Raw genomic sequence first — 25,570 nt, 5'->3', positions numbered from 1 at the left:
AGGTGCTTAAATCGAACAGGTCATTGTTAAATACTTTAAACTTAAAAATGTAAAGAGTTGCTATTTCTTTTCCAGTTTTAACAAAGTCTCAATAGATTGTGTATTCTCCAATGCCGCTGTCAAAAAACTCTTTAATTCAGTTAGGCCTTCCCCAACATTCGCAGCAATTTTCTTAGGCAATTTTGTGTGGGAAACCGCTTTAAACTCTTCAATGTTGAAATCTTTATAGAAAAGGGAGTATGCCGGATACCCCTTTTGGTAGAAATAAGCTACGATTTCAAACAACAACTCAATTGTTCCTCCAAGTCCATTTTCAAGGCGGGATACTAACGGTTGGATAACTCCAAGTTCAGTTGCAAGTTCTCCTTGGCTCATTTTCAACACATTACTGCGTACGGCTTTTAGCCGCTTTCCAAACTCGGAACGGTCCATTTTGATCAATTTAATTAAAATAAAAGTACTTCAATTTGCTGAAAATTTATTCTACTACGTCGATTTTGAAGAATCATACCCTGATTCAGAGGTTCTTCCTATAGGCGCTGCACTACAATTTAGGTCTTATTTTGACATTTTCTTGGTCATCCATCTTCTCTTCCCCAGCTGTTTTTTCCGGTTTTTCCCGGGTATTCCGTTCCACTATGATGTTATCCACCTCCGCCAATCTTTTTTCTAAAACCCTCATTTCTTTTTTATAGGGGTTTGGTAGCAAAAGTTGTCGGTCGTAATCTTCAATATCCTTGGTTAGTTTTTCGATTTTCTGATTGAGCAGAGAAAGCTGTTGAGGCATCCCACAGATAATATTCTTTATTTGTAATCCCGCGGCCACCTCTCCATCGGGGAGAACTTCGTCTTTAGAAATTGTCTCGCCCGCTGGAGAAACAACTGTTCTGATAATGGCACTTGGAACACCGAATATGAAACCAATATGACCAATTACTTTAAAGCCCCAAAGTTCGCCCAATAAGAAATTTTCTTTTGAAACTGCGTTTTTCATTTTTTCAAATCCGAGTTCAAGCATCGCCTTACCAAACTCGCCGACCTTTTGGTAAGTGTTGCCTTTTACTGACGCTGCAATTATTAATTCTCCATTCTTTTGGGGTAAAGTATCCAATAACGGAATATTACGATTTAGTACAGCAGCCTGATCCAGGTAATAATCTTTCAGCCTTTTGGAAGACTTTAATTCATCCTGAATGGTATTGAGCTTATGAATAAACGACCGGTTTAGTTGAGCAAATTCATTTATCTTTTTTGTCAAAGTTGCCTTTTCTTTAAACACGGGGTCTCCTGAAAGTTCGGCCGCCATCTGACCCATATCCACGTCTTCTTCTAAATCTTTCATCATTCTGATAGATGGATCATCCAGTGTTTTCATCTGGGAGATAAAGTGAGCTTTTAGGCTAACTGTATTATACATTGAGGCATCCAATGTTCTTTCCGTGGCATAATAGTAAGCTTTAACCACGTTGTTAAATTTGTCTTTGGCTAGTTCATTGCCTGGTCTCTCAAACCTGCCATTGCGTTGTTCAAGGTCTGAAGGACGCCATGAAATGTCCAGGTGATGACCTGCAATGCATCGAGTTTGAACATTGGTCCCTGTACCCAATTTCTTAGTGCTTCCGATAACTAATCTGATATTGCCTTTATTTACCGCTTCGTATAAATCGGATTTAGCCTTACGGGTGTTGTAATCATGAATGAATACTATTTGATGACCAGGTACTCCCCGGATTATCAGTAAACGTTTCATTTCAGCATAAACATTGAAGTTTTCTTTTGCATTGGCCGACTCTATAAGGTTGGAGATATCTGGATCGGATAAGGACAATACTGCGGAAAGTCGATCTTTAATGTATGGTAAGGCTGGCTTTTTTTCGAGCTCCCAATAATTGCTGGAGAATATGGCTGCATGGTCTTGTTCACTAATGTCTCCTTCTAAATAGTTGAAAAGATTATCTACGGGATTTGAACTTTTAGGTGTTCCTATATCACAAAAAATGAGCTGCGTTGCCTTATATGGTGTGGATTCATGGTAGATCGTTCCAACGTTGTCGGCAGCTTCCAATAATTTTGACCCGGGAGAAAGTGAGGGGTCTATTAGTCGGGGATCAATCGATAGTTTTCTTGCATATCCAATCGCGAGTACAGCATATGAAGGATTGACTTTTTTCTTGTAATCATATCCTGCCGTGAGGCCTAACTCATCTCTATAGGAATTTCCTTTTGATTCGATAAACTCCTGCAGCATTTCAATGTGCTTCAACTGAACACTGGAGGGAGAAACTTTAACTAAAATGTGTTCTGCCTTTGGTTTATCTATGATAAGGTTGTGATTATTGCGGACATCAGCAATTTCCCTGTAAAGTCCTATCAATTCAGGAAGGTTAGCAAATTCACGGAACCTATGAACTTCTTTAAACTTTCCCATATAGTATTCCAACTCTGAAAAATCGTTTGCAAAGTTGGCTGCCCATTTATCAAAGGTGTCTAACCCCAGCCATTGCATTTTTTGCGGCCGTAAGTATTTAAATAACAGGTATAGCTCAGCCATTGTATTACTAATAGGTGTTCCCGAGGCGAAGAGAATACCTTTATCCCCTTTATGAAACTCCTGTAGGTACCGGCAAGCAATCATCATATTGAATGCCCGTTTACTTCCTGTCGGATTACCGATTCCCCTGATGTTTGATTTACGGGTAAAGAACTCAAGGTTTTTAAATTCCTGGCTCTCATCTACCATTAAAAAATCGACGCCTAACATCGAGAAGTCCAAAACGTTGTCATCCTTTTTTTGTTCCTTAAGACGATTCAGTTTTTGCTCATAAGAGTAAAGCCTATTCTCCAATTTCTTCTTTTCTTTCTTATCGTCGGTCAGACTAGCTTCTTCTTCAATCTCTTTTTTTAACGCATCTATCATTTTTTCCTGAATCGAAATCGGCTGCCTGATCATATTAAACTGGTCATGCGTAATAATAATAGCATCCCAATCGTTCGTGGCAATAGTATTGAGGAGTTTGTGTCTGTTCTTTTTTTCAAAATCCTTTTCAGATGGAAATAAAACTCGGGAAAAGGGATAGACCCGCCTGAATGCCTCATAGAACTGGGGGATTTGCGATTTAAGGCCAATGATCATGGGCTTGTGGCAAATAGAGAGTCTTCTAAGTTCCATCGCCGTGCAAATTTGAACCAGTGTTTTCCCAGATCCAACAATATGGTCGTTGATGCCTCCTAGCTGTTGGATGTTTCTAAAAATTGCATTCCTTTGGTGTGGGCGTGGGGTGATTCCGGTTAATCCTGGAAGTCTCAAATGTGCTCCGTTATAATCTCGAAGCCTGGTATTATTAAATTTTTGGTTATAAAAAACCTCGATGGATCGGCGCCTGTCAGGATCAGCAACTTTAAAATCGTCCCATTCCTGTTTTACTTTTTTATATAATTCTTTTGCGTAGTGGGTGTCAGAAATATCTACAAGCGTTTTGATGTTTCCATTTTCTTCTTTGATTGTATAGGTAACAACAGGTTCAATTCCATTTAATGCATGTTCTATAATCCAGGCCGCTGATCGACTTTCTGATTTGAAGGCATTGATGATGGCTGAATCTGAATGAATTTGTAAATCATATAAGCCCAGGCTTTTCGAGTACTTTAAATGGATATTGTCAGTTTGTAATAGTGATTTCAGAAAATCATTAATATGCCGGCTATCTAACCAGGAGGCATGAAGAGGGCAATAAATGTCTACAATCGGAATTGGTGCAGGTTGCACCTTTTCCAGGCATTCGACGTTTACTCTAAACTTTGGGTCTTTCTCTGAGAGAGCCCGTGCGTGGTCCAATTTTTCGACCACGTTGCCTGACAAGTACTCGTCCCTGATAACATGGTCATATTCTTCATTAATAAAAATTTTTGTATCAGGGCCAATTTGTGTTGCCATTAAATCCTCATACGATGTATTTAATAGTTTACATACGTAACTCATCTGTAAGCGACCATATTTTTCGAGGCTCAACAATATGGCGTCGGAAACGTCTTCTACTGACGAGACTTCTTCCTTCGGGTGAATCGTCCGCTTTACCAGAATATCAGCTGGGCTGATTTTACCTGTTAAATTATCTTTTATTTCCAGGGCCTTAATTAAAAAACAATCAGAATCGAGTGCCAATAATTTATCATTATGACGGGAATTTATATTGCCGTACCGGATCGTGAAATTTGTATACGCTCTCTTTAGCTTGGATCGAATACTTTCAAGTTGAACTGAATCTGGTTCATTGGATTCTCTGAATAGAAGTTCTTTTAGCAGCGATCTTATTTCTATCAACGGTTCTACCTTGGGCTGGTCGGATTTATTAATCCTGACGGGTTCTACTACCTTATAGGTAAATTCATCGGGATTAATCCTGTGGATTAGAAGTGTTTCTCTTTCTAAATCGCTTATTCTATTATTACGAATATTATAAGGATTAATTCCAAGCTCCCTGGCTTTGTTATCCAAATCCTCATTTATATAAAAATCATTACTGATTACGGCAAATTCGTTTTTGTTAAGCGCTACAAGGTTTCCGATTGATTCAAAGGCACCGGGTTGAATTAGAGCTCCCGGAGAGTTTATTGTATCTCTTTGAATTGATTCAATGATAACACCTTTAAATAATTTTTCACAGAGTTCGAGGACCTTGGAAGGTAGATTTTCTGGGTCGCCAGATAAATTAAACTCATCCTTGCGGTATAAACCACCAAACTCTGGCACGCCAAGCATATGTTCTGGGTGAGCATGAAAATATTCGTTATAAGATAATATACCTGTGGTTCCTTTTTGGTCGGTAAAGGGAATGGATTTTATTGTTTGGAACTCCTGTGTCTGTATACGATCCTGATTTTCGGAAAACTTTTGCAGAAAAATAATGTCTGCTACGACTTCCGTCCCCGCCAGTCCTTTAAATGTAGTATCAGGGAGCCGAAGGGCGCCTAAAAAAAGAGCTTCATCCGCTATTAACGATCTTAAATTTTCAGCGGCATTGCTATCCAGCGTGTAGCGTGAAGTAACCATCGCAATTATTGCTCCCGGCCTAGCCAGTAGCAATGACTTTGCAAAGAAATAGTTGTGGAGTGACGCACTGCTTTGAGAAAAGCGTTTGTCCGCACGTTGTTCAAGTTGTGGATCATATACTTTGACATCGCCGAAAGGAACATTTGAGATAATGAGGTCATAGTGCTCCTCGGGTAATCGGACTTGTTCAAAAGGAGCAATTCTGATTTCGGATAGGGGATAGAGCTTTTGCAATATTTTGCCAGTACATTCGTCCATTTCAACAGCAGTAATAGAGGACTTCTCGGAAATCTCCCTGGGCATAAATGCAAGGAAGTTGCCAATGCCGGCGGCAGGCTCTAAAATTCTTCCCCCGTTAAAGCCGGACTTTTGTAAGGCAGAGTAAACGGCTTCAATGATAAAATGGGGCGTATAGTGTGCACTTAAAACGGATCTCCTGGCGGCCTGCAGATAACTGGCGTTCCCGTTATTTAAGGATATAAGTAGTTGTTGAATTTCTTGTACTGTGTTGCGGAGAGCAATCTCATCTTTGGTATTCCATTGCTGATCTTTGGAGGGGTCTAATAGAATTTCTTTAATGCCACCAAAGCCTTTGTAACTGGCTAAGACATTTTTTTCGTGTATCGTAGGAAGTCTATTATTATTTTGTAAGTCGAGTAAAATAGTTAACGCATCAATGTTATCACGAAGGCTTTGTGTTTTGTTGAAAGATTTCCGGTTTTCATTCCCCTTAGGGCTATGATAGTTTTCAATAATGGCTACTCGAGTCCTATCCTTTTCATCAGATCTGGCCATAGTAGTTCTTCCGCTTCCATCTGATTCATCCCTACTTCTATCAACTTCTGTACTTCCTTCAGGTACGTCTCCGCCATTTTGTTTAGCACTCGAACCAGGGTCTTGGGAGAATCCAGCTCCTGGCTCCAGGCTGGATTTGCTTCTTTCACCAATTGATAAAGAAGACGGGCTTTGTGACTTTTCAGATTCTTTTTCACGAGTTGGTCTTGCGCTATCTTTAAGTGATAGACTATCCCCTTCGTTGATGTTACTTTTTTCATTTATTGTATTTGATTGTTCAAATAGATTTAGTTGCAGACCACTGGTCAGCTTAGCTTTCTTTCCCATTCTTCACTATTCAATTTCTTCTAAAGAATAAGGCCACCTTTGTTAAGTGTGGCCTTTTATACATTTGTAAACCGTCACATTATCTACCCATAGATCTGGCGTTGTTTTGAGATTGCGTCTGCTGATCAGTAAGGTTTATTTCGGCACCGTTTTCGTTTTTGGGGATACAGGTTTTCAATTGTGGACAGGCTTCTATAAAATAACTTTCCGACTTATCCAGGTTAGTGGCTTCAACGGCTTCTCCTTTTTTAAGTCTTTCCATGACATTATCCAATGTAGTAGGAAAAATCAGGCCTTTGCTATTGAGTTCTTTCAGTGAGTTTTTGACATCGAATCCATAGTTGTCATTATAACGATTGAAGGCTAGCTTTTCGGGAACTGATTTTTTAAAGTCTATTTCAATCCAGGCGCTGTATTTTTTGTTATCTTTTGTCGTCAGCTCCTTGTATACCGGCCGCTTTTCCAGTAAATTAAAAGCTTCTTTGGCGGTAATATTCTTCTGCCCTTTATTGATGTAGAACTTTGCGTCGCCCTCTGGATCGCGGAGGCTAAAGGCATTGAAAAAATAGTTGTCCGTTTTACCCTTGTTTAAGTGTAAAAGGTAATCCACAGTTTGAATACCTCCTTTTGATTTAAAGTCTAGGGAAATTGGGTAGTCTACCTTGTTAGCTCCGGTCGATAACGCTTTGTTTAGGTCTTTCACATTAACATCGCCAAAACCGGTGTAGAGCAGTACTTTAAGTAAGCGGTCTGTGTTTTCTTGATTCATGGTAAAGTTTTTAAAAGTTATAATCCAAGGCTAGAGCCATTGTTTCGAGATTTGGGTATGTCACCTTTCCGAATATCCTGTTGTGATGGATCATGTGAGTTTGGGAAATTGATTTTGCTGACATGTTTGCCCGCATGGTGTTTTATTGTGTTAATTACTTTTTCACTGTTTTCGATTGATTCTTGTTTATCTGTTGCATTTTTTGAATCGAGTGGTGCTCTTTCAATCAACCCTTGGGCTAACATATCTGTTTTGGCTGCGGCCAGGGCATTTCGAAATTGTTGATTCTGGAGACTTTTTTGCGGGTCATAAAAAACAAGGTTTGAATGCAGGAGCACATTTGCCAGGTGGTACAGCAGAACAAAGTGTCCTAGCCCGCAGGCAAGCAGTCCGAGATCTATCAACATATGTTGAGATCGGTATGTAGAGTGGCTGAACTTAAAGTCTTTTAATCCCTGTCCGGATATACCTTGTTCATCGTTCGGATTTAATTGATAGTTTTTGCCCTTTATTTGAACCGGATAACCGGCGGTAAAATTCTTTTTTTGGTCTTCTGATAAGGACTGACCGTTAATTTGATCTGGCGCTTTAAGTTTTTCTCTTTTAATGGCAACCAGTTCGTTAGTCGATTTATCATAAGTAATCAAAGCATCGGCCAATGAGCCATCCTTTAGTGATACTAGTTTTGGAATAAAGCTTGACTCCGACGTCTGTAGGCGCTTCAAATCTGTTTCTGTTAAATCGAATGTGTTTTTGAGTTGTGCCTGTACAGGATGCACAAAGAGCTTTAACTTTCCAAGTTTGTTGACCTGGAGCGATAGTTTTGCATCCATCGAAAAGGCCCCCATCCCTCTAATAGGAACCTTCTCAAACCTTATAAGAGAGGTTCTGTTTCCGGATAACAAAGCTTTTAAAGTTGATTCGGGCAGGCTCATTACAGCCTGCTTGTCCATTCCGAGACGTTTGAAGTCTTCAAGTGGAAGTTTGTTTATTGGATACTCCATAGATTATAATCTTTAAGCATAAAATTAGCTTAAAAGATGCATATATTGCATAAAAATGCCTATTTTTTATATTTTTATTGCAATCAGTTTTTGCTATCCCAGTTGGGGGCAGTTGAATACAATTGATCGGCATGGGACATTGCGCTCACAAAGCCCCAATGCTATAAAGGATTCCAGCAAGATTGGGCGAATGCTTGATACGATCGGCCTAAGAGTGGAAAAGAAAACAATCACAAAACCAATCGGCAAAATTTCAGCACCTTTAAATGTGATTCAGATTACTTCCGGGTTCGGGGTAAGAAAGCATCCAGTTTTCGGTCGTTTACGAAGGCACAATGGTATAGATTTAAAGGCTCATTTTCTTCCTGTATATAGCATTGCAGATGGTATGGTCGTCAAATCAGACAAGGGGGTACTGGAAGGGAATTTTCTTGTTGTAGCGCATGGTGCACTACAGTCCATATACTGTCATTTACATACCAGTTTTGTGGAACCGGGTCAAACGATTAGAGCCGGTGAGATAATTGGAGTGTCAGGCAATACAGGTACAACCAGCGGCCCGCATTTGCATTTCGGATTAAAATATAACAACAGGTTTATTGATCCTGAACCGTTTTTAAAATTGTTTATGCCTGATCGATAATTACAAGTCTTCAATTTCTTTATAAATGCGCTTCAGGTTCTCCAATAGAAATTGTTCCTTTTCTTCCTCGGAGCCAAAATCATAGTATTTTGGCATATCAACATAATGTTTTGATTCTTCCTTCAATTGTTCCAGGTCTACTATAACCTTGCAGCGAAAAGCATTAGATTGATATTCCTGAAAATCTGGGGAATTATCCCGGGACACTAATGCAACGACCTCACCAGTATTTTGGTTGGCAATTTTTGATGCCGGAATTAATGTATCCATTCGTTCATTTAAATTAATGCCGGTTCTGGAGCGATCAACATTTAATCCCTGAGAAACTTGCTTGATTTTACCAAACAATCTTTCCAGCCAATCAAGCGTTTCCTTTGATCGAACGGCCCCGCTTATAACTGTTCCCATAATGGCAGAAATAGTAGCGGCAGTTTCCTTGCCCTGTTGCTGCTGCAGCATGGCTAACTCTTGCAATCCAATAATAACTGCCACCTTGTTGGACCTGGCCGTTGCGATCAAATTGTCCAGTTTGTGCATATATAGTGTGGGTTGCTCATCTACTACAATTGCACAAGGATTGTTCCCCGGACTATTCACTAACCTGATTGTTCTTTGAAGGATAGCGGCAAAAAATGCACTATTCACGTTTTGGCTGTCGGGGCTATTGGCTAAAACCACGATGGAGGGTGGGTTTGAAATTTTCAGATCAAAATCACTTTTGCCGAAAACCCAAAATGTTTCTTTTGTGGCTAGCCTGCTCAATTGAATCCGCAAACTACCAATCTGTCCTTCCAGCTGTTCAAAAGCCTTATTTTGAAAAGCAGACGCAAATGGAGCCAATAAGCTGTGCAGTTCAATATTAGAAAAAAGGTGTTGAAACAAGGTATTGTATGGTAGTCCTACAAGTGCTATCAAGTGGCCAAGTGTTGAGTACTTGCCTTTCTCATGTTTGGCAAGAAAGTACATACACGCTGCCAGGAAGTTGATCGCACTTTGCGTAAAAAACTGATCATTCCCTGATGGTTTATCGCCCTTTTTTAATGCGATAACAAATGCTTCTGCAGTTTCTCCGGCATCTGCAAGTGATTTGATATACCGGCTATCAATAGGATTAATACATTGAGAATACTCCAATTGGTCCATATTGATGGTATGAAAGCTAAAGTTAGCTAGCGGTCCTCCATTAGCCAGGTTCCTTAAATAATGGTAATAGGTGATCTTGGCCAACGTTGGAAACTTAAAATCATAGACTAACATGGCAAATCCTTTTGAAAGGTAGTGTTTGATATAGGGAACAATTATAGATTCCGTTTTACCTGAGCCAGGAACTCCTAATACCATACACCCTCTAAATGGCTGAATATTCATCCAGCCATTTTGCAATTTCTTTTGGTAATAAAACTGAATTGGCACGTTAAACATATATTCATTTTGTACTAAAGTTTTGTTTTGTGCGAAGCTTTCCTCCTGCTCATTCCATATGTCATTTTTGAGCCTGTTTCTAAAATGTTTTGTAAGGTTGCTAAAGCTAACCTGGATCAATAATGCCCCAAAAACATAACAACCTGCGAAGGCATACATAGTAATGGTGGTCTTTTCAACAGTTCTTTCATTTGGTATATTAAAATAGAAGCCAATAGCACTGAGGATAAATAGGGGGGCGCCAAGCAGGAAAGGGTAGATAAAATGTTTATAGACGCTGAACTGTAGATTTTTCTTTGCTTTGGCGGCAAGAGATATAACTACAATGATTGAAAAGATGGTAATGTGACTCCAAATAGGGTTATATAAAAATGGTACCTGGTATAATTTTTCATGCAACCTGGTAGCAATAGCATTTTTATAAAAATGTGAAAACAGGTGGAGATAAATATCTAAAAATATGAAAAGGTAAACCCCTGTTTGGAAGAAGCTATAGAGTTTCTGTTGTTGATGATTTTCCTCCATTAAATTAAAGTCTGAGTTTTAATCCGGTTTTTAAGAGTGGCTGCCATTTGTGGTCAAAGGCAGGCACATAGTTTACCTCTTCCGCGAAAAAGAATTTGGTGTTCGTGCTTAAATAGAACTCTTGCTCAAGGCCAATATTGGGATAATATAAAAACTGTTTTCTTTTCCATCCCGCATCAACACCCAACATAAAATGATGGCCAAAATTTCTTGAGGTATATATGATCCTCTTGTAGAAGATACCGCCAAAGTAATAAGGAGTATGAGCCTTCAAATCAAGTTTAACATATGGACTATAGAAGTATACTGATGCGGACAGTCCCGCTATATCTTTATTGCTAACTTTTTTCTCAATGAAAAGTTCTGTTGTTTTGGAATTCATAAACGAGTAGCCTGCGCCTGCTCCCAAATAGGTTTCCGATGATTGCGCCCCGCAGGCAACAGACGATAAAATTGCAACGAGAGCTACTATAAATTTTTTTCGGGTCATAACTGCATTATTTAATATAGTAAAGTGGCTTCTAGTACCTGGTTATAGTCGATATGTAAGGTTATTTTCCTGCCGGAAATCTGTTTTTCGGTTAACTCGATACTTAGTACTTTGTCACTGGGAAAAGTAAACTTTTGAAAGGCGTAAAAGTTTCTCCAACGTCGTTTGAAGGATGTTGTTTCATCATCATATAGCTGATATATTGGCAGCAGATCGATATCCTGGCTGACGGTTGATTTTACCTGCTTTTTATCAATGATTTTAAACCGTATTTCATCTATATCAAACTTTAGCTTACTACGATTAAATACTGAAACATCTAATAATACGAAGTCCCCAACAATAAAGATGTTATTGGTGATAAGGCTAAGGGCGTAAGCGTCGGCTCTTAAATTATGTATGGTTCGTTTTTTTCCTAATGCACGAATTGCAAGTTTTTCAAAATCCTGTTCAGTAAGGGAGTTTAATGCCCGAATGGGAATCGTTTTGGTGGGATCAATTGCCATGATGTAAGTTTCCTGACCGTTCACTGACAGTTCGGAAAAGATCAGGCGATAGCTAATTAAAAATCGGGCTGTAACAATTGTTATTGTATAACTGTCGCCTTCTTTCATCATACCCTGTAATGGCTTTAACCTGCAGATTCTTTTTTCTTGTAAATCGCCTTCGACATGAGGGGTTGAAATATCAACATACAGTATCGTTTCAGGAGAAATAATATGTGTACTACTGCTTAAGGGTACATAGTATTTTTCCATGCTTGCTTCTGACACAAGCGTTTGATGACCTGGAGTGGACTGCGCACTGTCCAAATTGCGGGTAACGTTTTGTGCAAATGATACTGAAGATATACAAAGGATGCTGGCGCACAGTAAAAGGATTAGATTGTAACGGTTATTTTTCATAGTTTGAGTTTTGCTTTAAGTAAATGATATAGTTATATTTTAAAAATGCCTTTTCTTTTTGTATCAACTTAGTCACAGTTGAGGAGGTTGTTTGGAATAACTGGCTAATGATACCAGAGGTTATATTTGAGTTATCTGATGTCCGAACCTGAGAGAGGCCTTGGGTACCCTGAGTGCCTACGGCTTTTGTAAATTCTCTAAATGAAGAACCTGGTACGTACAATCCTAAATAGCCATCATTGTCAAATACGTCCAGCTTTATCGGAAGGGGTTCGTTTTCATACATCACCTGGTTGATTGAAATATTAACGCGCTGAGTTTGAAAACCGGTTACAATTCCATACAAATACGTTCCTTTCGGTATTAGCTTATCTGAAACGAATATGTCACTTAATAACCTGATTCTGATTCTTGCTGCGGCAGTAGCTTTGCCATCCTGATCTATTATAGCTTTTATAGCCTGATCTGGTCTAAACTGATGAATGGTATTAAATGCTGAGCTATTGTTTCGGTTTTTTCTTACGGGGAGAGGTTTAAAGGTACTATCAGTGTTTGGGTCAAATGCAGTGGGATCAAAATTATTAGTCACAGCTTTTGGATTACTTTGTTGTTTATCTCCGGATTCGCCTTTTTCGGTATATGATCGCTGTATACTATCCATTACCATCATTTGATCTCGAAATAGTTTCATCTGTTCACTGTAGCTGTCTGGTTGCCTTTTATCAACCTCCTGGTAAGGTTGACCTGCGAGTTCTTTTAGTAGCTGTTCGGTCGAAATAGCAGCGTTATTAGTTGATGTTTTATTTTGTTTATCAGGCCGCGTATTAGCATATATCTGGGCCATTTGCCTGTCTATATCCTTCTGACCATTCTTTAAAACTTGTTGAAGACTGTCCATTCTGTTTTGGGTGCCAATTCGTTTAAGGTCTTCAGCAGAATATGCACTGGAGAAATCCGTTTCCCCAATGTTTTTTTCAAAGTTGTAAATATTGTCTAGTGCACTAGCATCCTTATTGTGTTTGTAAGCCTCCAAATAGGCACCGAACTTATCTTTTAAGGCAGCGTCGGTAACCTCGTTTGAAACACCGGGCATTCGTGGGTTCAGTTCGTTTGCAGCAGTTGTATCTTGAACAAGACTTGCAGCTGAATTATTTTTACCGCCCCAGGTACTAAAGATGTAATAGAATAAAACGATAAACGGCAAGAGTATGAGGGGGATTATGAATCTGGGCTTTTTGAAATTAATCTTCTTCATAGGTGATACTTTTGATTTAAAAGTTATTTAATTAGTGTTTCCAGGACCGGAGAATAGAGTCTTTCAATCTTTTATCTTGGTTGATCGGAAGCCTGCCACTGTTTGGGCCACCTGGGTTTGTATTAGGTAAACTGTCTTTTCTGTTTTTAACCTTGGCCTTTGTTTTTGCCGAATCCTGCTGATTTTTAAGTTTTTGATCAATTGCCTTGAAAAAGCCCGGATCTATTTTCTCAATACGTTCAAACAGGCGAAGCATGATGAGGGTATCGGCTGCCGATCTTGCCTGCTTGGAAGCGAGATAAGCCAGCGTGTCTTGAATGGCGCTCATCATTCGGTAATTCTCCAAAGTAAAGGGGATACCCATACTCGGGATCTGATCGGGCTCCCGGTGCCTCATTTTTGTTGAGAGTTCAACAATCGATAGGGGTTTGAAGTGATCGGTAAACGAGAATAATAATAGGACGTTTATTAGTACTATACTCATTAAGATCGCAACTGTTCTCTTTGGTCGTTTGTTGACAATTGCGCGAAAGCGTGCCCATTTACTATTGGCATTTGGATATATACGATGAACAGCTTCCTGGGTTTTCCTTTTAAAATAGCTTCTTAGTTTCATTTAACAAGTCTTTATTTTCAATAGTTCTCCAATTTGTAATTAGCACACCGTGGGAATTGTTGATGGTTCTGGGAATGTCCTGCAGGCCGCCTTCGGTGACCAGGGATCGTATGGTGATCATGGATGGCCGTTCAATTTTCTGTTTTCCATAAAAGGCCCAGGTTTTTGTATTTAGATCAAGACGGATACTATCTACAGTACATGTGACAACGGAGGATGTAGATACCAGGTTTGTATAATATCCTTTTTCTTTAAGCGTATTGTATTGAGCGATGCCGGACGCATCTACCAGATACATTGCTTTATTCATTTGCCGCTTTATATACTCATCGTCAGGAGGCATACTGAAAAAGAAGTCATGGAAGGCTGTGATATGCGCCCTGTATTCGGCTTCCCTGTTATCCTCAATTTGTGACTTCGTTGCAATTAGAGGTATGTTGTTGTCCAGGACATAGATTTGCTGGCGCTCCTTTGCAATCATTTTGGATGCGTAAGAAAGACATAAAAAGCAAATAACTATAGCCATTACAAAGCTTCCAAGACTTACGGCAAAAGCCAATCTTATCTTTTGTTCAATGTTTTTGATTAACATGGTATTGGTGTATATAGGTTTATGATTTAATAAGTGTTGTTCCTGTTCTAAGGCCTGCTCTGGCTGTGTTTACAGCAGTTCCAAAGAAGGCTGATCCTGCGCCGGCGGTTTGAATGATCCAGGTGGTAATCACAGGCACCGATACTATACCGGCTATGGCAACCACGATGGCTATTAATAGAAATCCAATAAAGTTGTCCGTTCGGTTCACGGCTTGTATAAACATTTCCTTGTAATCTTTCAGGGCAATAATTTGTTCCAGCCGATTAACCTCCTGGTGCAAACCATACATAATTATTGCGATAGCTATATTTAGTACAATGAATCCAATACAGGTATAAAAGGTCACACTGATATACCGGGCTGTCCAGGTAACCCATGAATCTTTAAACGCCCCGGCAATACTAAAGGCAAAGGAAATAGGCCCCAGGATAAGTAGAATGTGAAGTAAAATGAGTTCTATAAAGAATATACAATAGCATACTCCTTTGAAAATTCCCATAACAATCCACATAATGAAATTTTGCAGCCAAATGGAGATTTTTATCCAGAATAATTTTTCATACACAGTTATGGAAGCCTGCATGTTTAATAGGGCTTCTCTTGTACCCAATGAAGCAAAGTTTTTAACATCGGACCAAGTTGAATTATCTCCATCAGCATCATAGTACAGCTTTCGGATTTCATTTGTATTTTCCAATACCACGTCGAAAAGATTGTCCACAAGTTTCACTTTCTGTTCGTATAACTCTTGTGTAGCAATAGCATTTGCCTGAAACTGTGTTTTGGCTGAGTTCCCAGCTGCCTTCCCAGGAGTATTTACTAATGAAGCATAGAGGCCAAAATTTATGATGACCATTGTAATAATGAATGGCCGGAACAATTGCATTACTTCTAACTTCCCTTCCCCTACGATCATGGCATAGGCCCGGACAGATAAGTATATTAATGAAAGCAAAGCTGCAATGGAACGGGCAACTCCAGCGATAGGAGAATCTGGCAAGGCATCTTTTATTCCTGAGATCAGGTCTAAAATGTTTTCATCCCAAAAAGGGTTTAGCGTATCAAGTAGTTCCATAAGGTTAAAACTTATAATTCGATAAAATGTATTTGACAATTTCCCGGTCATTGTTTAATACCGGTACCTCTCCTTTGAGTTCCAAATCCTTTGGTGTTGGGATTCTTGAAAGCAATACCTGTGCAGATAGATAATGACTGAATACCTTGTATTTTTCACTTAGTTCTTTGTAAATAGTTAGATAGGCTTCCAGGCGAACCCCTTTGTCTACAAAAGCTTCATGAGTGGCTTTTACCCGGTCTTTGGTGACATCGAGGTATTCCATAAATTCTTTGAAATAGCTTGAATTAAGGCAGGCTTCCAAGGCACGGGGTGCCTCTTGCCGCATCCCGTTAATGTATTCTTCCACCTGTTCATAAATCTGGCGGAATTTTTTATTGAAGAAAAGAGTGTAGGCGATATCCGCTTCGCCTCCGCTCATGTTGAGATAGGTTGCCAGATGCGTTTTGCTAATCTTTTCGGTAGTGTCCATGATTTTATCATCTGTTCTTTCTTGTAAGGTCAGGTCTGCATAATTGAGAATAAAGGGGCCGGTTGGTAGGCGAAAGGGTCGCTGATCCTCACCTCTATAATACCTTCGGTTCCCGATTTGCCAAAAGAGCATACCCATTATATCGCTCTTTGGTGAGGGCTGCCAATCGTTCCATTTTTGAAAGACCATCCGCTTTAATTGGCCGTTAACCATTTTATCTCTAACAACTTCAAATGTGAACTGGCTGTAACTGCAATGGTAAGATGCCAGAATAATTGCTATCAGGGTGAGGTGTTTCATGATTTTCTTTGAGGTTAACATATGTTGTGTTTTTAAAATAATTTAATGCGGGTTAGAATGTCTTTAATTACCATTCGGTCAACATTATAAAAGGTGGACAATGGAACTACGGAATCAATAGCATCCTGAAGATTATGCAATTCGTATTGATTGCAAATAGATTTGCTCATCTGCTGTAATACATTGAGTTCGTTGTAAACATCGGTTACAAAGCGGTGTCTGCGAACTGGGTCGATCAGAATCTTTTCATCGTTACTTAATACTACCTCTTTCAGGTAGTCTGTCAGTTTGAGGATTCTTATATAGAAGACCTGGTATATATCTTTCACGAGGACAAGCATATATGGTTTTCCCGCGGCCAGTTCAACAGACTTTTGAAGGTTATCAAAGATGATAGGAACTTTTTTTGTAATGGCTACCATTGTCTTGCCATCTTTGACTGCGCCGCTTACATTGGACAGCGTATTGAATACTTTTCTCTGTACTTCCTCAATGATTCCCAGGTAGCGTAGTGTGTTATCGCGATTTTCCTTTATTTCCTTTAACTTGGAACTATACATCTCTAACCAACCTATTTTAAAAGCAGAGTTAGCAATCTGTGTACCGGGTAAGTCGGTATGTATTACCCAGGTTACAAATTGAGCTTTAGCACTATAAGTAGCTACTGTGGCCAATAATGCAAAGAGCCATGTTCTTGTGGTATTATTGATCGGTGATTTCATCAGGTATTTTTTATAGTTTGAGATCTTTTAGTATTTCCTTTATTAATTCCTTGTCCTTATTAAAAAACTGGTATCCCGATGTGTTTTTGTATAGCTGGGCAAATTCGACCTGGCGCATCTTCTGGTAAAGACTGTAACATTGAGCTCGAAGGACAGCGACAAGGGTATTGAGCTCAAAAAAGACCATTTTGCGAGATGAAACCTTCATTTTATTGATATCTCCATAGGAGAGAATAATTACAGTAATAAAACCTACCAGATCAACTGCTGATTTATATACCTGGCTTTGTTTCTCGTAAAACCAGCCTGCAGCCCATGGATATTTATAAAGTATTTGAAATGACTTTTGTTGATAGTCTACCATCTCATCAAGAGAATTGTAAATGTTATAAAGTGTGGTAATGTCTGCTGCAACGATAAAGGCTTGGGTCAGATGCTTGTCGATTTTGTCAACTATTTTCTTGAAATCGTTTTGTGCAGACCTCCATGTTTCAACGGTAGCATGTGACAAAAGTTGGTTCCTCAGCGCTTCTTTATTGTCCTTGTAATTTGCTTTGTTTTGTTCTACAAGTATTTGCGTTACTACCGGATCGGCATATTCAGTTTGCGCGTATATATTGGGAGATACAATAATTAATGTTAGTATTAGGAGTGTTTTCATGGTAATTGGTTTTAGTGCTTCCACCTGGAAAGAATGTCACGCACAATTTGCGCATCTCTATTTACAAAATTTCCGAAGGGGTTAAGTGTTTTGATAATACCATTCATACGTGCATAGCGGACCTTATAATAGGATGACACTGCATATCCTTCAATAACGCGAAGACTTTCGAGTATCTGGTTTAATAGTAGGGTGCGTTCACCTGCATCCATTAACAATTTTTCATCACCGGTCTTTAAAATGAACTGTTGAATTTGCGTGTAATATTCAATTGCCTTAATCACCATTTCCTTTTGGTACTTTACTGCAAAGGCAAGGGCAAGTGGTTCTTCTTTTGCCTCCTCCATTATTTTACCTTCCAATTCATAAATGTTGGCCAGTACTTTCGCTGCTTCCCATACCTGAAAGGCGTTGTTTACTGTTGAGCTGACATACAACAGGCCATTATAGATTTTCTTCTGCCAGCTGTTGATAAACTCAGTGGTGGCTACTGTTGCTAATTGCAGGCGTTCTATTGCCCGTTGTTTGTCTTTTATGTTGTCATAGCTATTGTTTTCAATAATGGCATTGGCGGTTGTAATACCTGCCATTACGGGATCTATTACCACCTTCTGTCCTTTGACGGTTGAGGACTGGATCAGCAAAATCAGAAAGAGTATTCCGGCGATTTTCATATGGTTTCTTTTTGAAGATTTAGTATTTGACCACTGGCATTAATAGCCTTTATAAATTTGGGAAATGGATCTCCTTGGTTTTTGTAATCGGCAATAAAGGAATCCATTGCGGCTATGAACTGGCCATGCTCACGTAAATAGATTTCAAAGGCTTCCTTTTCTGGCCTCTCGGTTGTGAAGGCCATGTATTCTTCCAGGCTTACTTCTAATCCGTAAACTTCGCCCACCATACCGCGCCGGGCGTAGAACTCTTTGAAACGTCCACGATCGGCCCGGTTGTCCAACTTGTTAATAGTAAATATTTTTCTTCGTTCAATTTCAGTTATTGATAGCAGTTGGGCTATACCGGTGAAGGATTCCTTAAATTTTGATTGGTCTAACAGAAAGATAGTATCGCTGTTGGCAATAATAGAATTTTTGACTACTTCGTTCCCTATGATGTCATCAAGTTCCTGTGTGACAACAATGGTTTCGCCATTAAATTTTCTACCTGTTTTGTATTGGTAGACCAGGTATCCGGCCATTAGTTTCGTAGCAATAGCCTTCCATGCTTCTTCAACTACTAATAATTTCCTGCACTTCTTATATCTCATTTTTTGCAGGTAAACGTCCATAATTATGAGGGTCGTGATCGGGAACAAAAGTTTTGATTCCTTTATGGAATCAATTTCAAAAACTATAAATCGTTCGTTAAATAATGTGTTATCAAAGTCATCATTTAGAATTGTGTCATATTGGCCTCCTCTATAGAACTTTCGTAGGATGAATTGATATTCATGGTAGTCAAACTTAATTCCAAGATTATTGACCAGTAATTCAATTTGCTTGCAGCTAAAATCGAAAAAGGAATTGAAATTAAGTTCGGTTACTGTTTCACGTTTGCCAAAATATTCAGCATAGTAATCGGAAATACATTTCGATAAAACGGAATCTTCCACTTGTGTAAAACTTCCTTCGGCTCCTTTCCATATAAGGCCCATAAGTGATTTGAGCATTTCCCTTTTCTCTTCAGTATTTTCTACCGGTTCAATTTTGAAAGGGTTCATCGTTATTGGCTTGTCTTCCCTGTAAGTAATGTATTTGCCTCCCACGTAACTGCAAATTCCTGAATAGCTGTGACCGGTATCAACAATGATGATATCGGCTCCTAAGTCATAAGTCTGTTTCAAATAGCTATTCATCAGAAAACTCTTTCCAGAACCCGACGGGCCCAATACAAACCGGTTGCGCGAATTTATCCGACCATTTTGCATTACTTTCTCAGAAGTATCAATGCCGCAAGGTATACCTTGACGATCTGTAAAGTAGATCAGGTAATCTGAGTCCTCCGTTTTGATGAGGCTCTCTTTAAAGAAAAAACATAGGGCTGCCGGCCTGCTAACGGTAAACTTATCCCACACTTTCAGTTCATCTGCATTACCGGGGATGGCAGCCCTAAAAAGTTCCATTTGGTTATAGGTGTTTCGCCCTGGAATAATGCCCAGGCCAAAAAGTTGCGTATCAATGTTGTTGCACACTTTTGCGATTTTAGGTTCGGGAGCTGAAACAATGATGCTAAAATGTGCTTTTACTACCAGTTCATTGTTCTGCGCAACATCTACGAACATGTCTTCGATATCGCCAACAGAAAGTTTGTTCTCAGGATCAGGCATAGAGGAATGACGTTTCTTTTTCAATTCCATCTCCTTTTTTATCTTGGTTTGGTCAGGTATAAAAACAACCTGGTTGTAGAGGACAGTATCAGCCTCAGGTACATTGAGAAGAAAGCTGAAGTTATCAGTTAATAAATGGGAACTGCTGTTAGAGTCGCTTTTATATATTGTCATCTGGTTGGGCAGATTCATATATTCTGGATCAACTATAGAAATAACCCTGGCAGCGTTATCACCGAACTCCAGTCCATTTGCATCACAGGCAATATTGCCAAGTGCGTAATTCTCTCCGCTAAAATTGAACGCCAGAAACGCTCTGTGAAGGAGGTCTATCTGTTCCTTGGTTAAAAGTGTTGCCTGCAATCCATAGCTATTAAGGGTATCGATTACCTTTAGGATGTTATTGTAGAAGTCTGATGTGTCCTTTTCACTGTAACTGAAAAACTTCTGTTTTTTGTTTTGTTTTGTAATGGTGACGTAGGTTAAAACATCCCGGTATTTCCTTCCTTGGAAATGTTGAAAATATTTTTCCTGTAAGTAATCTCCGGTAGCGTGATTTTCTTTATAGGTTTTTAAGGCAACAATATCTGTTTTCTGCAAAATGTAGTTATCGGCAAGTAATTTGATAATTTGTCCAAAGCATGTATGAAAGATCTCATAAGCCTCCGGATCGCCTGCATATTGTTGGGCATTATTCTGAATAGCGATAATAGCTGAATAGTTCCCATTATTACTATGTACCAGGGTCATTTCTTTTATCTGGCTAGTTCCAATGAATGGCTCCTTGAATAGCTTTTTCTGTTTCATGACAATTGTTTTCGTTGCTTGGAGGGTTTATACCTGGCCGGTATCATGTAAATGCAGGATTCTCTTGTTTTAGCATACAAACCACTTTTTTGTTTATGTATGGTGAAAAACAATAAAGGGACGGCAACCATCACCATTACAATGGCGCCAGCAATGGATGAAATCATGATACTTGCCGCCCCTCCGGCAATCACTCCAGTTACAATACTGCCGAGTGCCCAATAAATAAATTTTCCCTTAAAGATTTTAAATATGAGCGGACGCTGTAATCCTTTATATATTTTAAATGATGGTGTTTCCATTTGCGCGCCTTCACTTTAAATACCAAAGAATAGTTTTAAGGTAGTTCCGCTTAGCAGGAGAAATACGCAGGCACCTGCCCAGCCAATAAGTTCCTTTTGTACATCCTGGTCTCCGTTGTTCCATTTATTATAGACACGTATTCCTCCAGCCAGGCCTACAATGGCTCCCACCATTAGCACAAGGTTGGACACATTACTAAATACGCCTTTTACCGTGTTTGCGGCGCCATCCAGGCCTGTGGTAATGTCAAGGAGATAGGGATTTGCTTTACTTATAGATGTAATGCTGAGAAGCGTCAGCAATACAAAGAGGGATTTCATAATCCTGGTGTTTTTAGTCATAGCTTATGTATTGAGTTAATAAAAAACTGCCTTTATGAAGAACTGGATGAGGACAAGGAAAAGAATGCCTCCTGCCCAAACCATAATTTCCCGTTCGATGTTGTCAGCTCCGTGGGACCATTTATAATAAATTCTTAATGCTCCTATTACAGCGAGAATGGCGCCGCCTGCTAATAATATATTAGATATCTCGCTATGCATTTAGCCCAGTAATGCTTTAATGAAAGCCTTTGCCAGGATAAAAAAAATCGCAGCGCCGATCCACGCGTATACTTTAGTGTCCACTTGTAGGTAGCTCCGGCCATTGAGGTTCCAAAGCGCATACACGCGCAGCGCTGCGACAAGTCCAAAAATTCCGGCCAAGGCCCAACACAATAGTGTAAGGGGAAAATAAACGTTACTCCTCATCTGTCCTGCAACTCCACCCCAGGACCCGGCCGGAAGAATATCAAGTAAGGTGTTAACCATAGGGCTTAAGGTTTTACTTTTATTATTGCGGGGTTGTAAAGTACTTTTCAAGATTTTCCTCGGTCACTTCTATACCAGTATGGTCAGTAATAGTTTCAAGCCCGAGGTCTGCAAAGAGGTTCTCACCTTCGTTTTGTTCATAGTCATCCGTACTATCCTCTATTTCATTAGCATCGGCTTCCGCTAATTGCGATATAGACTGATCTTTTTGGTTGGACTCGGCTTTAGCCTTAATTAATGACTGAACCGGAGTGATCGGGGCAACGGCAAACTGGATTTTGTTTGAAGGCTTTCCTGTTGAGGACGGACCTTTTGCCGATAAATATTCTACAACGAGAAGCAAGGTGTAATAAATGGCATATGCTATTAGTACTAACAACAAAAAATTTCCAAAGCTCATCATCATTTATGCGTTTTTGTTATAATTCTATGCTAAGTTATAAATTAAATGCATAATTAATTAAAAAAATATGCGCCTAGTGTATAATTTGTGTGCTAGATGAAATTATTGGTTTGATTTTCAGGACTATACGTTCTAAATAAATTTTCTTCTGGAACCTTTTCGTTTTCCTTTCTGCTTTTGTAATTCTTGTTCTCCTTCCTGAAGGGATTCGGCGATCAGTTGATCGAATTCCTCTGTGATTCCACTTGAACGGCTATTCTTTTGCGTTGTATGTGCGTCGGTGTTCGCAACGCTTGGTTCAGGTTCAGTGACACAGGACTTGGTCGGTATCATTGGTGACTCTATTGAATGGAAGAGTTGAGCTTGGATTACAGTATCAGAGAGTAATTCAGCTATTTTCATGACCTGGGAACCCTGGTAAGATATCTTCTGGTTGTGGTCAATGATGGTGTACCCGTATGGCATTTCATGATCCTTGTGTTTAAAAAACAAGAATTGGAGTCCGAATCGCTGATGCAGAAAATCGGTTAATTCAGTTTTATATTGAAAGGTTGCTGTTGAATAATTGGCAGGTAAAGGCTTAGGTTTAACAGCGTAGTGATTTTTATATTTATAAAGTAATGCCCTAATCTTCTTGACACCAGTGCTTATGTTAGCGGCTTTTAAAAAGGATTGTACCTGGTCGTCTGTCATGTAACCTGCAATGGTTCCATACTTAAAGAGCGTTAGCCCCTTTTCCGATGCCTTGACCTGGTAGCCTTTTAATTCCCATAATAGTTGTAATTGACTCATAGTAGTACCCCGGTGCATACTCACTTCGGCCAGGTCATGTTTAAAATTCTCATTCCGGTCGGTACCTAAAAGCCAGCTCAGGATCTCTGCGGACCGTTTACGTTCAAAATGATGAGAAATCTTTCTGCCGTTTACATCAACTCTGGAAGTTATAATATGTACGTGATTATTGTGAGTATCGGTATGACCGTAAATTAAAACGGGGTTTTCTCCATAACCCAAATGTTGTATCATTTCCAGTCCATAAGATTTTAATTGATCTAAGGAAATGCTCTTCCCCTTACAGCTCATAATAGCGTGGAACTGTTTGTTTCTAATCCGTGTATTGGTCGAACTATGAAGCTCCAGGTAAAGCTTTGCCTGTTTGCTGGTCATTGTAGAGGTCTTTTCTGACAGGAAGCCAAATCCTGTAGCGTGGAGTAGCATGGCCTGCTTCAGTTTTTCTTTTTTCATGTTATATTGGACTCCATGAAATGTTAAGCTGGGTTTTAGTATTTTAAAAACCAGTAAGCTCATGAAAGGACCTTTTGAATTTCCTGGATTAACTGCTCCCGCTGTTTTACAAAACGTTCAAACAGGCCTGTAAATCTTTCAATCTGTATAGCTGACGGAGCCTGGCCCTTAGGAGGTTCGGCTAATAGTTGCCAAAAGGCTTCAATCAGTCTGCCGGTGTCCGCCATCTCCATATGGATTCTTCTTATTGCGTGAAAAAGATCCCTATAACTTTTTCGATCAGGAACATTGGCTTGTTTAAGTGAGGCAAGTACATAGGAGGAAAGGCTGTGCCCGGACTCTTTAGCCCGAATTTTCAACAGACACTTATCATTTTCACTTATTCTAATAAACAGCCGGTGCGCTGATTTTTCAGGACTTTTTTTCATAGATTCCAAATATAATAAATATACATATAGTGTATATTTAAGAGGGGAGTTGCGACCCGTATTCTCCGCCTACTGGCGGCAGGATCACTTTTGTAGGTACGCACAAAAGTACATCCTGCAACAAATTTTGGGGTGCCTTTAGTTCTTTGTAGTGCTTTACTATAAAGATTTACAGTGCATTTTATTGAATCTTTATAGTGCAATTTATTTTATTATCGTGCATTATCGTGCATTCATTTTCTTTTACGGGCTTGTTCGTGCAAAAAATATGCATATAGTGCATATTTTTGTTAAAATGTTATGATGAGTCCGGAGATTAAAAAGGCACGTGATACTTTTTTGAACAATGCTTATGGCAAGTTCGACCGCATAGCGTCCATTATTCCAAAGGAGTTGCTGGAACTGGGAAAGCCCAGGAGGGTAAAAGAGTGGATGGTAGAGGTACTGGAAATTCCCCTTGACAAGATCAATACAAATTCCCTTAACTCCTGGTTCTTCCGGATTCGCGGTGTGAAGGGGTATATGCCAAGTAAAAACGATCGGTCCAATGTTATAGATTGGAAAGACTTTCAACCCTCGGAGATCAATAGGGATGATAAAAGTGAAAGAAACGGTATCATATTAAAGAAAGTAAATCCTCAATAGTGTCCAAAAAAAAGAAAACAATGAAAAATTATCATTTTAACCTCCAGTCTAAAGGGGGTGCAGGTAAATCCATGTTAACCTATCTACAAGCGTTGAAACAGGAGGAGAATGCTGGTGCCGCTTTTGTAGATTTAGACAGTGCTTCCAGGACAAGCTCAACCCAACTGGCTTTCCTCTCGTTAAAAAACCGTGTCTTTGAAATTGAGATCCTGGATGATATAAAAAGAATAGACCGGGAGAAGCTCTTTAAGGTTTTAGAGGCTTTGAATGAAACGGAGTATGAGGATATATACATAGACTTTGGTTCGTCAGAAAGCGATCAATTGTTACGCCTGCTCACACTTGATTTTACAATCGATGACTTTGTGGAATTTGAAAAAACACTGAAGGCGCATTTCTTTTTTAATATAGTTATAGCAGGAGGGGCTGCTTACGGTCCAAGTTTTCTCTTTTTGAAAAAGATGACAGAAGCGGTAAAAGGCTCCTTCCCGGTATATATATATGCTAACGAGTTTACCTTTAAGAATAACCGTCAGTTGATTGAAGAGCTAGGACAGTTTGTAAAAAGTACAAAGGGTTTGATACGCGAGGTTAGGCCATTTGGAGACATTAATACAGATCGGGCTTCCGGAATTGAAATCAGCGCCAACGTTAAGGATGGCAAAGGGATAGTGGCATACAGATCATTTGCCGCTAGGATTATCATCAATAAGGAACTCTCAAAAGTTATTTAAGATGAATGTATTTGAAAAGAAGGTCGAAGAATTCCGGCATCATTACAAGGTTAAATACGGCGTTGAATTGGACGACGTGACATTGTACTTTTTTATCAGGGTAAATGAGATGCAAAAGGATCTAAAAAAAGAGATCAAAAGTATTCCTAAAATCACTTTTCGTAGTCGGTGGGATTATTTTTTCTATGGCATTGGTAAAAATATGCTTTACATTTTTATTGCCGGCTGCATTTTTGCACTCATA

Annotated in this window: 26 protein-coding genes; 3 read left to right on the top strand and 23 right to left on the bottom strand. The window is 39.4% G+C overall.

All coding sequences use genetic code 11. The features are described 5' to 3' along the window. Positions 1-60: 60 nt before the first annotated feature. The 4 genes from ACLOAU_RS04590 to ACLOAU_RS04575 all read right to left on the bottom strand — a co-directional run bounded on the left by ACLOAU_RS04590 (position 61) and on the right by ACLOAU_RS04575 (position 7,945). On the bottom strand, positions 61-432 hold the full coding sequence (locus ACLOAU_RS04590) for a helix-turn-helix domain-containing protein (RefSeq protein ID WP_427860669.1): 372 nt from the start codon (positions 430-432) through the stop codon (positions 61-63). Between the two features lie 112 nt (positions 433-544). Continuing rightward, positions 545-6,172: an Eco57I restriction-modification methylase domain-containing protein gene (locus tag ACLOAU_RS04585; protein ID WP_427860668.1), complete on the bottom strand. Its 5,628-nt coding sequence runs from the start codon at positions 6,170-6,172 to the stop codon at positions 545-547. 79 nt (positions 6,173-6,251) lie between these two features. Further along, positions 6,252-6,941 carry a hypothetical protein gene (locus ACLOAU_RS04580; RefSeq protein ID WP_427860667.1) on the bottom strand — a complete coding sequence of 230 codons (690 nt, stop codon included), beginning with the start codon at positions 6,939-6,941 and terminating at the stop codon, positions 6,252-6,254. A 17-nt stretch (positions 6,942-6,958) separates the two neighbouring features. Continuing rightward, positions 6,959-7,945, bottom strand: a complete 987-nt coding sequence (locus ACLOAU_RS04575; protein ID WP_427860666.1) for a DUF4099 domain-containing protein — start codon at positions 7,943-7,945, stop codon at positions 6,959-6,961. 55 nt (positions 7,946-8,000) lie between these two features. Here ACLOAU_RS04575 and ACLOAU_RS04570 point away from each other — a divergent pair, with 55 nt between their 5' ends. After that, positions 8,001-8,588, top strand: a complete 588-nt coding sequence (locus ACLOAU_RS04570; protein ID WP_427860665.1) for a M23 family metallopeptidase — start codon at positions 8,001-8,003, stop codon at positions 8,586-8,588. Here ACLOAU_RS04570 and ACLOAU_RS04565 read toward each other — a convergent pair whose 3' ends face one another. From ACLOAU_RS04565 to ACLOAU_RS04475, 19 genes are all read right to left on the bottom strand, one after another. Further along, entirely contained in the window at positions 8,589-10,535 is a 1,947-nt protein-coding gene (locus tag ACLOAU_RS04565) for a type IV secretory system conjugative DNA transfer family protein (protein WP_427860664.1), read from the bottom strand. It lies immediately after the preceding gene. Positions 10,536-10,539: 4 nt separating this feature from the next. Further along, complete coding sequence (locus ACLOAU_RS04560) at positions 10,540-11,025, bottom strand: hypothetical protein (RefSeq protein WP_427860663.1); 486 nt, start codon at positions 11,023-11,025, stop codon at positions 10,540-10,542. Between the two features lie 11 nt (positions 11,026-11,036). Beyond that, on the bottom strand, positions 11,037-11,930 hold the full coding sequence (gene traN / locus ACLOAU_RS04555; protein ID WP_427860662.1) for a conjugative transposon protein TraN: 894 nt from the start codon (positions 11,928-11,930) through the stop codon (positions 11,037-11,039). Continuing rightward, a complete protein-coding gene (gene traM, locus ACLOAU_RS04550; protein WP_427860661.1) occupies positions 11,920-13,185 on the bottom strand; it encodes a conjugative transposon protein TraM in 1,266 nt (421 codons plus the stop codon). The genes traN and traM overlap by 11 nt, the downstream gene beginning before the upstream one ends. A 31-nt stretch (positions 13,186-13,216) precedes the next feature. Continuing rightward, positions 13,217-13,801: a hypothetical protein gene (locus tag ACLOAU_RS04545; protein ID WP_427860660.1), complete on the bottom strand. Its 585-nt coding sequence runs from the start codon at positions 13,799-13,801 to the stop codon at positions 13,217-13,219. Next, positions 13,779-14,393, bottom strand: coding sequence for a conjugative transposon protein TraK (gene traK / locus ACLOAU_RS04540; protein WP_427860659.1), 615 nt, complete (start codon positions 14,391-14,393; stop codon positions 13,779-13,781). The genes ACLOAU_RS04545 and traK overlap by 23 nt, the downstream gene beginning before the upstream one ends. A gap of 19 nt (positions 14,394-14,412) precedes the next feature. After that, on the bottom strand, positions 14,413-15,471 hold the full coding sequence (locus ACLOAU_RS04535) for a TraJ family protein (RefSeq protein WP_427860658.1): 1,059 nt from the start codon (positions 15,469-15,471) through the stop codon (positions 14,413-14,415). Between the two features lie 4 nt (positions 15,472-15,475). Further along, positions 15,476-16,243 carry a hypothetical protein gene (locus ACLOAU_RS04530; protein ID WP_427860657.1) on the bottom strand — a complete coding sequence of 256 codons (768 nt, stop codon included), beginning with the start codon at positions 16,241-16,243 and terminating at the stop codon, positions 15,476-15,478. A 32-nt stretch (positions 16,244-16,275) separates the two neighbouring features. Then, positions 16,276-16,965 carry a hypothetical protein gene (locus ACLOAU_RS04525; protein WP_427860656.1) on the bottom strand — a complete coding sequence of 230 codons (690 nt, stop codon included), beginning with the start codon at positions 16,963-16,965 and terminating at the stop codon, positions 16,276-16,278. Between the two features lie 10 nt (positions 16,966-16,975). Beyond that, positions 16,976-17,626, bottom strand: a complete 651-nt coding sequence (locus ACLOAU_RS04520) for a hypothetical protein (RefSeq protein WP_427860655.1) — start codon at positions 17,624-17,626, stop codon at positions 16,976-16,978. Between the two features lie 11 nt (positions 17,627-17,637). Continuing rightward, on the bottom strand, positions 17,638-18,300 hold the full coding sequence (locus ACLOAU_RS04515) for a hypothetical protein (RefSeq protein WP_427860654.1): 663 nt from the start codon (positions 18,298-18,300) through the stop codon (positions 17,638-17,640). Then, positions 18,297-20,759, bottom strand: a complete 2,463-nt coding sequence (locus ACLOAU_RS04510) for a TraG family conjugative transposon ATPase (protein WP_427860653.1) — start codon at positions 20,757-20,759, stop codon at positions 18,297-18,299. The genes ACLOAU_RS04515 and ACLOAU_RS04510 overlap by 4 nt, the downstream gene beginning before the upstream one ends. After that, on the bottom strand, positions 20,756-21,061 hold the full coding sequence (locus tag ACLOAU_RS04505; RefSeq protein WP_427860652.1) for a hypothetical protein: 306 nt from the start codon (positions 21,059-21,061) through the stop codon (positions 20,756-20,758). The genes ACLOAU_RS04510 and ACLOAU_RS04505 overlap by 4 nt, the downstream gene beginning before the upstream one ends. A 15-nt stretch (positions 21,062-21,076) precedes the next feature. After that, positions 21,077-21,382 (bottom strand): DUF4134 domain-containing protein, encoded by a 306-nt coding sequence (locus tag ACLOAU_RS04500; RefSeq protein ID WP_427860651.1) that lies wholly within the window; start codon positions 21,380-21,382, stop codon positions 21,077-21,079. Between the two features lie 36 nt (positions 21,383-21,418). After that, positions 21,419-21,604 carry a DUF4134 family protein gene (locus ACLOAU_RS04495; protein ID WP_427860650.1) on the bottom strand — a complete coding sequence of 62 codons (186 nt, stop codon included), beginning with the start codon at positions 21,602-21,604 and terminating at the stop codon, positions 21,419-21,421. Continuing rightward, a complete protein-coding gene (locus tag ACLOAU_RS04490; RefSeq protein ID WP_427860649.1) occupies positions 21,605-21,871 on the bottom strand; it encodes a DUF4134 family protein in 267 nt (88 codons plus the stop codon). Positions 21,872-21,893: 22 nt separating this feature from the next. Continuing rightward, the gene (locus ACLOAU_RS04485; protein ID WP_427860648.1) at positions 21,894-22,277 is read right to left on the bottom strand and encodes a hypothetical protein; all 384 of its coding nucleotides are present in this window, start codon (positions 22,275-22,277) and stop codon (positions 21,894-21,896) included. 129 nt (positions 22,278-22,406) lie between these two features. Further along, the gene (locus tag ACLOAU_RS04480; RefSeq protein ID WP_427860647.1) at positions 22,407-23,519 is read right to left on the bottom strand and encodes a relaxase/mobilization nuclease domain-containing protein; all 1,113 of its coding nucleotides are present in this window, start codon (positions 23,517-23,519) and stop codon (positions 22,407-22,409) included. A 59-nt stretch (positions 23,520-23,578) separates the two neighbouring features. Next, a complete protein-coding gene (locus tag ACLOAU_RS04475) occupies positions 23,579-23,947 on the bottom strand; it encodes a hypothetical protein (protein WP_427860646.1) in 369 nt (122 codons plus the stop codon). 300 nt (positions 23,948-24,247) lie between these two features. Between ACLOAU_RS04475 and ACLOAU_RS04470 the strand changes: the two genes are divergently transcribed. Further along, positions 24,248-24,592 carry a hypothetical protein gene (locus tag ACLOAU_RS04470; protein WP_427860645.1) on the top strand — a complete coding sequence of 115 codons (345 nt, stop codon included), beginning with the start codon at positions 24,248-24,250 and terminating at the stop codon, positions 24,590-24,592. Between the two features lie 20 nt (positions 24,593-24,612). Further along, positions 24,613-25,326: a P-loop NTPase family protein gene (locus ACLOAU_RS04465; RefSeq protein WP_427860644.1), complete on the top strand. Its 714-nt coding sequence runs from the start codon at positions 24,613-24,615 to the stop codon at positions 25,324-25,326. Positions 25,327-25,570: the final 244 nt, after the last annotated feature.

This window comes from Paraniabella aurantiaca (assembly GCF_050309965.1).
Classification (GTDB): Bacteria; Bacteroidota; Bacteroidia; order Chitinophagales; family Chitinophagaceae; genus Niabella.
This window is presented reverse-complemented; position numbering and strand designations above follow the sequence as displayed.

Bases quoted from the DNA above. Each gene is read 5' to 3' on its own strand.
- ACLOAU_RS04530 (WP_427860657.1), bottom strand. From the start codon at position 16,243: ATGAAACACCTCACCCTGATAGCAATTATTCTGGCATCTTACCATTGC.
- traK (WP_427860659.1), bottom strand. From the start codon at position 14,393: ATGTTAATCAAAAACATTGAACAAAAGATAAGATTGGCTTTTGCCGTA.
- ACLOAU_RS04560 (WP_427860663.1), bottom strand. From the start codon at position 11,025: ATGACCCGAAAAAAATTTATAGTAGCTCTCGTTGCAATTTTATCGTCT.
- ACLOAU_RS04480 (WP_427860647.1), bottom strand. From the start codon at position 23,519: ATGAAAAAAGAAAAACTGAAGCAGGCCATGCTACTCCACGCTACAGGA.
- ACLOAU_RS04580 (WP_427860667.1), bottom strand. From the start codon at position 6,941: ATGAATCAAGAAAACACAGACCGCTTACTTAAAGTACTGCTCTACACC.
- ACLOAU_RS04515 (WP_427860654.1), bottom strand. From the start codon at position 18,300: ATGAAAATCGCCGGAATACTCTTTCTGATTTTGCTGATCCAGTCCTCA.
- ACLOAU_RS04575 (WP_427860666.1), bottom strand. From the start codon at position 7,945: ATGGAGTATCCAATAAACAAACTTCCACTTGAAGACTTCAAACGTCTC.
- ACLOAU_RS04520 (WP_427860655.1), bottom strand. From the start codon at position 17,626: ATGAAAACACTCCTAATACTAACATTAATTATTGTATCTCCCAATATA.
- ACLOAU_RS04495 (WP_427860650.1), bottom strand. From the start codon at position 21,604: ATGCATAGCGAGATATCTAATATATTATTAGCAGGCGGCGCCATTCTC.
- ACLOAU_RS04565 (WP_427860664.1), bottom strand. From the start codon at position 10,535: ATGGAGGAAAATCATCAACAACAGAAACTCTATAGCTTCTTCCAAACA.
- ACLOAU_RS04490 (WP_427860649.1), bottom strand. From the start codon at position 21,871: ATGGTTAACACCTTACTTGATATTCTTCCGGCCGGGTCCTGGGGTGGA.
- traM (WP_427860661.1), bottom strand. From the start codon at position 13,185: ATGAAGAAGATTAATTTCAAAAAGCCCAGATTCATAATCCCCCTCATA.
- ACLOAU_RS04485 (WP_427860648.1), bottom strand. From the start codon at position 22,277: ATGATGATGAGCTTTGGAAATTTTTTGTTGTTAGTACTAATAGCATAT.
- traN (WP_427860662.1), bottom strand. From the start codon at position 11,930: ATGAAAAATAACCGTTACAATCTAATCCTTTTACTGTGCGCCAGCATC.
- ACLOAU_RS04535 (WP_427860658.1), bottom strand. From the start codon at position 15,471: ATGGAACTACTTGATACGCTAAACCCTTTTTGGGATGAAAACATTTTA.
- ACLOAU_RS04500 (WP_427860651.1), bottom strand. From the start codon at position 21,382: ATGAAATCCCTCTTTGTATTGCTGACGCTTCTCAGCATTACATCTATA.
- ACLOAU_RS04525 (WP_427860656.1), bottom strand. From the start codon at position 16,965: ATGAAATCACCGATCAATAATACCACAAGAACATGGCTCTTTGCATTA.
- ACLOAU_RS04465 (WP_427860644.1), top strand. From the start codon at position 24,613: ATGAAAAATTATCATTTTAACCTCCAGTCTAAAGGGGGTGCAGGTAAA.
- ACLOAU_RS04590 (WP_427860669.1), bottom strand. From the start codon at position 432: ATGGACCGTTCCGAGTTTGGAAAGCGGCTAAAAGCCGTACGCAGTAAT.
- ACLOAU_RS04545 (WP_427860660.1), bottom strand. From the start codon at position 13,801: ATGAAACTAAGAAGCTATTTTAAAAGGAAAACCCAGGAAGCTGTTCAT.
- ACLOAU_RS04505 (WP_427860652.1), bottom strand. From the start codon at position 21,061: ATGGAAACACCATCATTTAAAATATATAAAGGATTACAGCGTCCGCTC.
- ACLOAU_RS04510 (WP_427860653.1), bottom strand. From the start codon at position 20,759: ATGAAACAGAAAAAGCTATTCAAGGAGCCATTCATTGGAACTAGCCAG.
- ACLOAU_RS04585 (WP_427860668.1), bottom strand. From the start codon at position 6,172: ATGGGAAAGAAAGCTAAGCTGACCAGTGGTCTGCAACTAAATCTATTT.
- ACLOAU_RS04475 (WP_427860646.1), bottom strand. From the start codon at position 23,947: ATGAAAAAAAGTCCTGAAAAATCAGCGCACCGGCTGTTTATTAGAATA.
- ACLOAU_RS04570 (WP_427860665.1), top strand. From the start codon at position 8,001: ATGCCTATTTTTTATATTTTTATTGCAATCAGTTTTTGCTATCCCAGT.
- ACLOAU_RS04470 (WP_427860645.1), top strand. From the start codon at position 24,248: ATGATGAGTCCGGAGATTAAAAAGGCACGTGATACTTTTTTGAACAAT.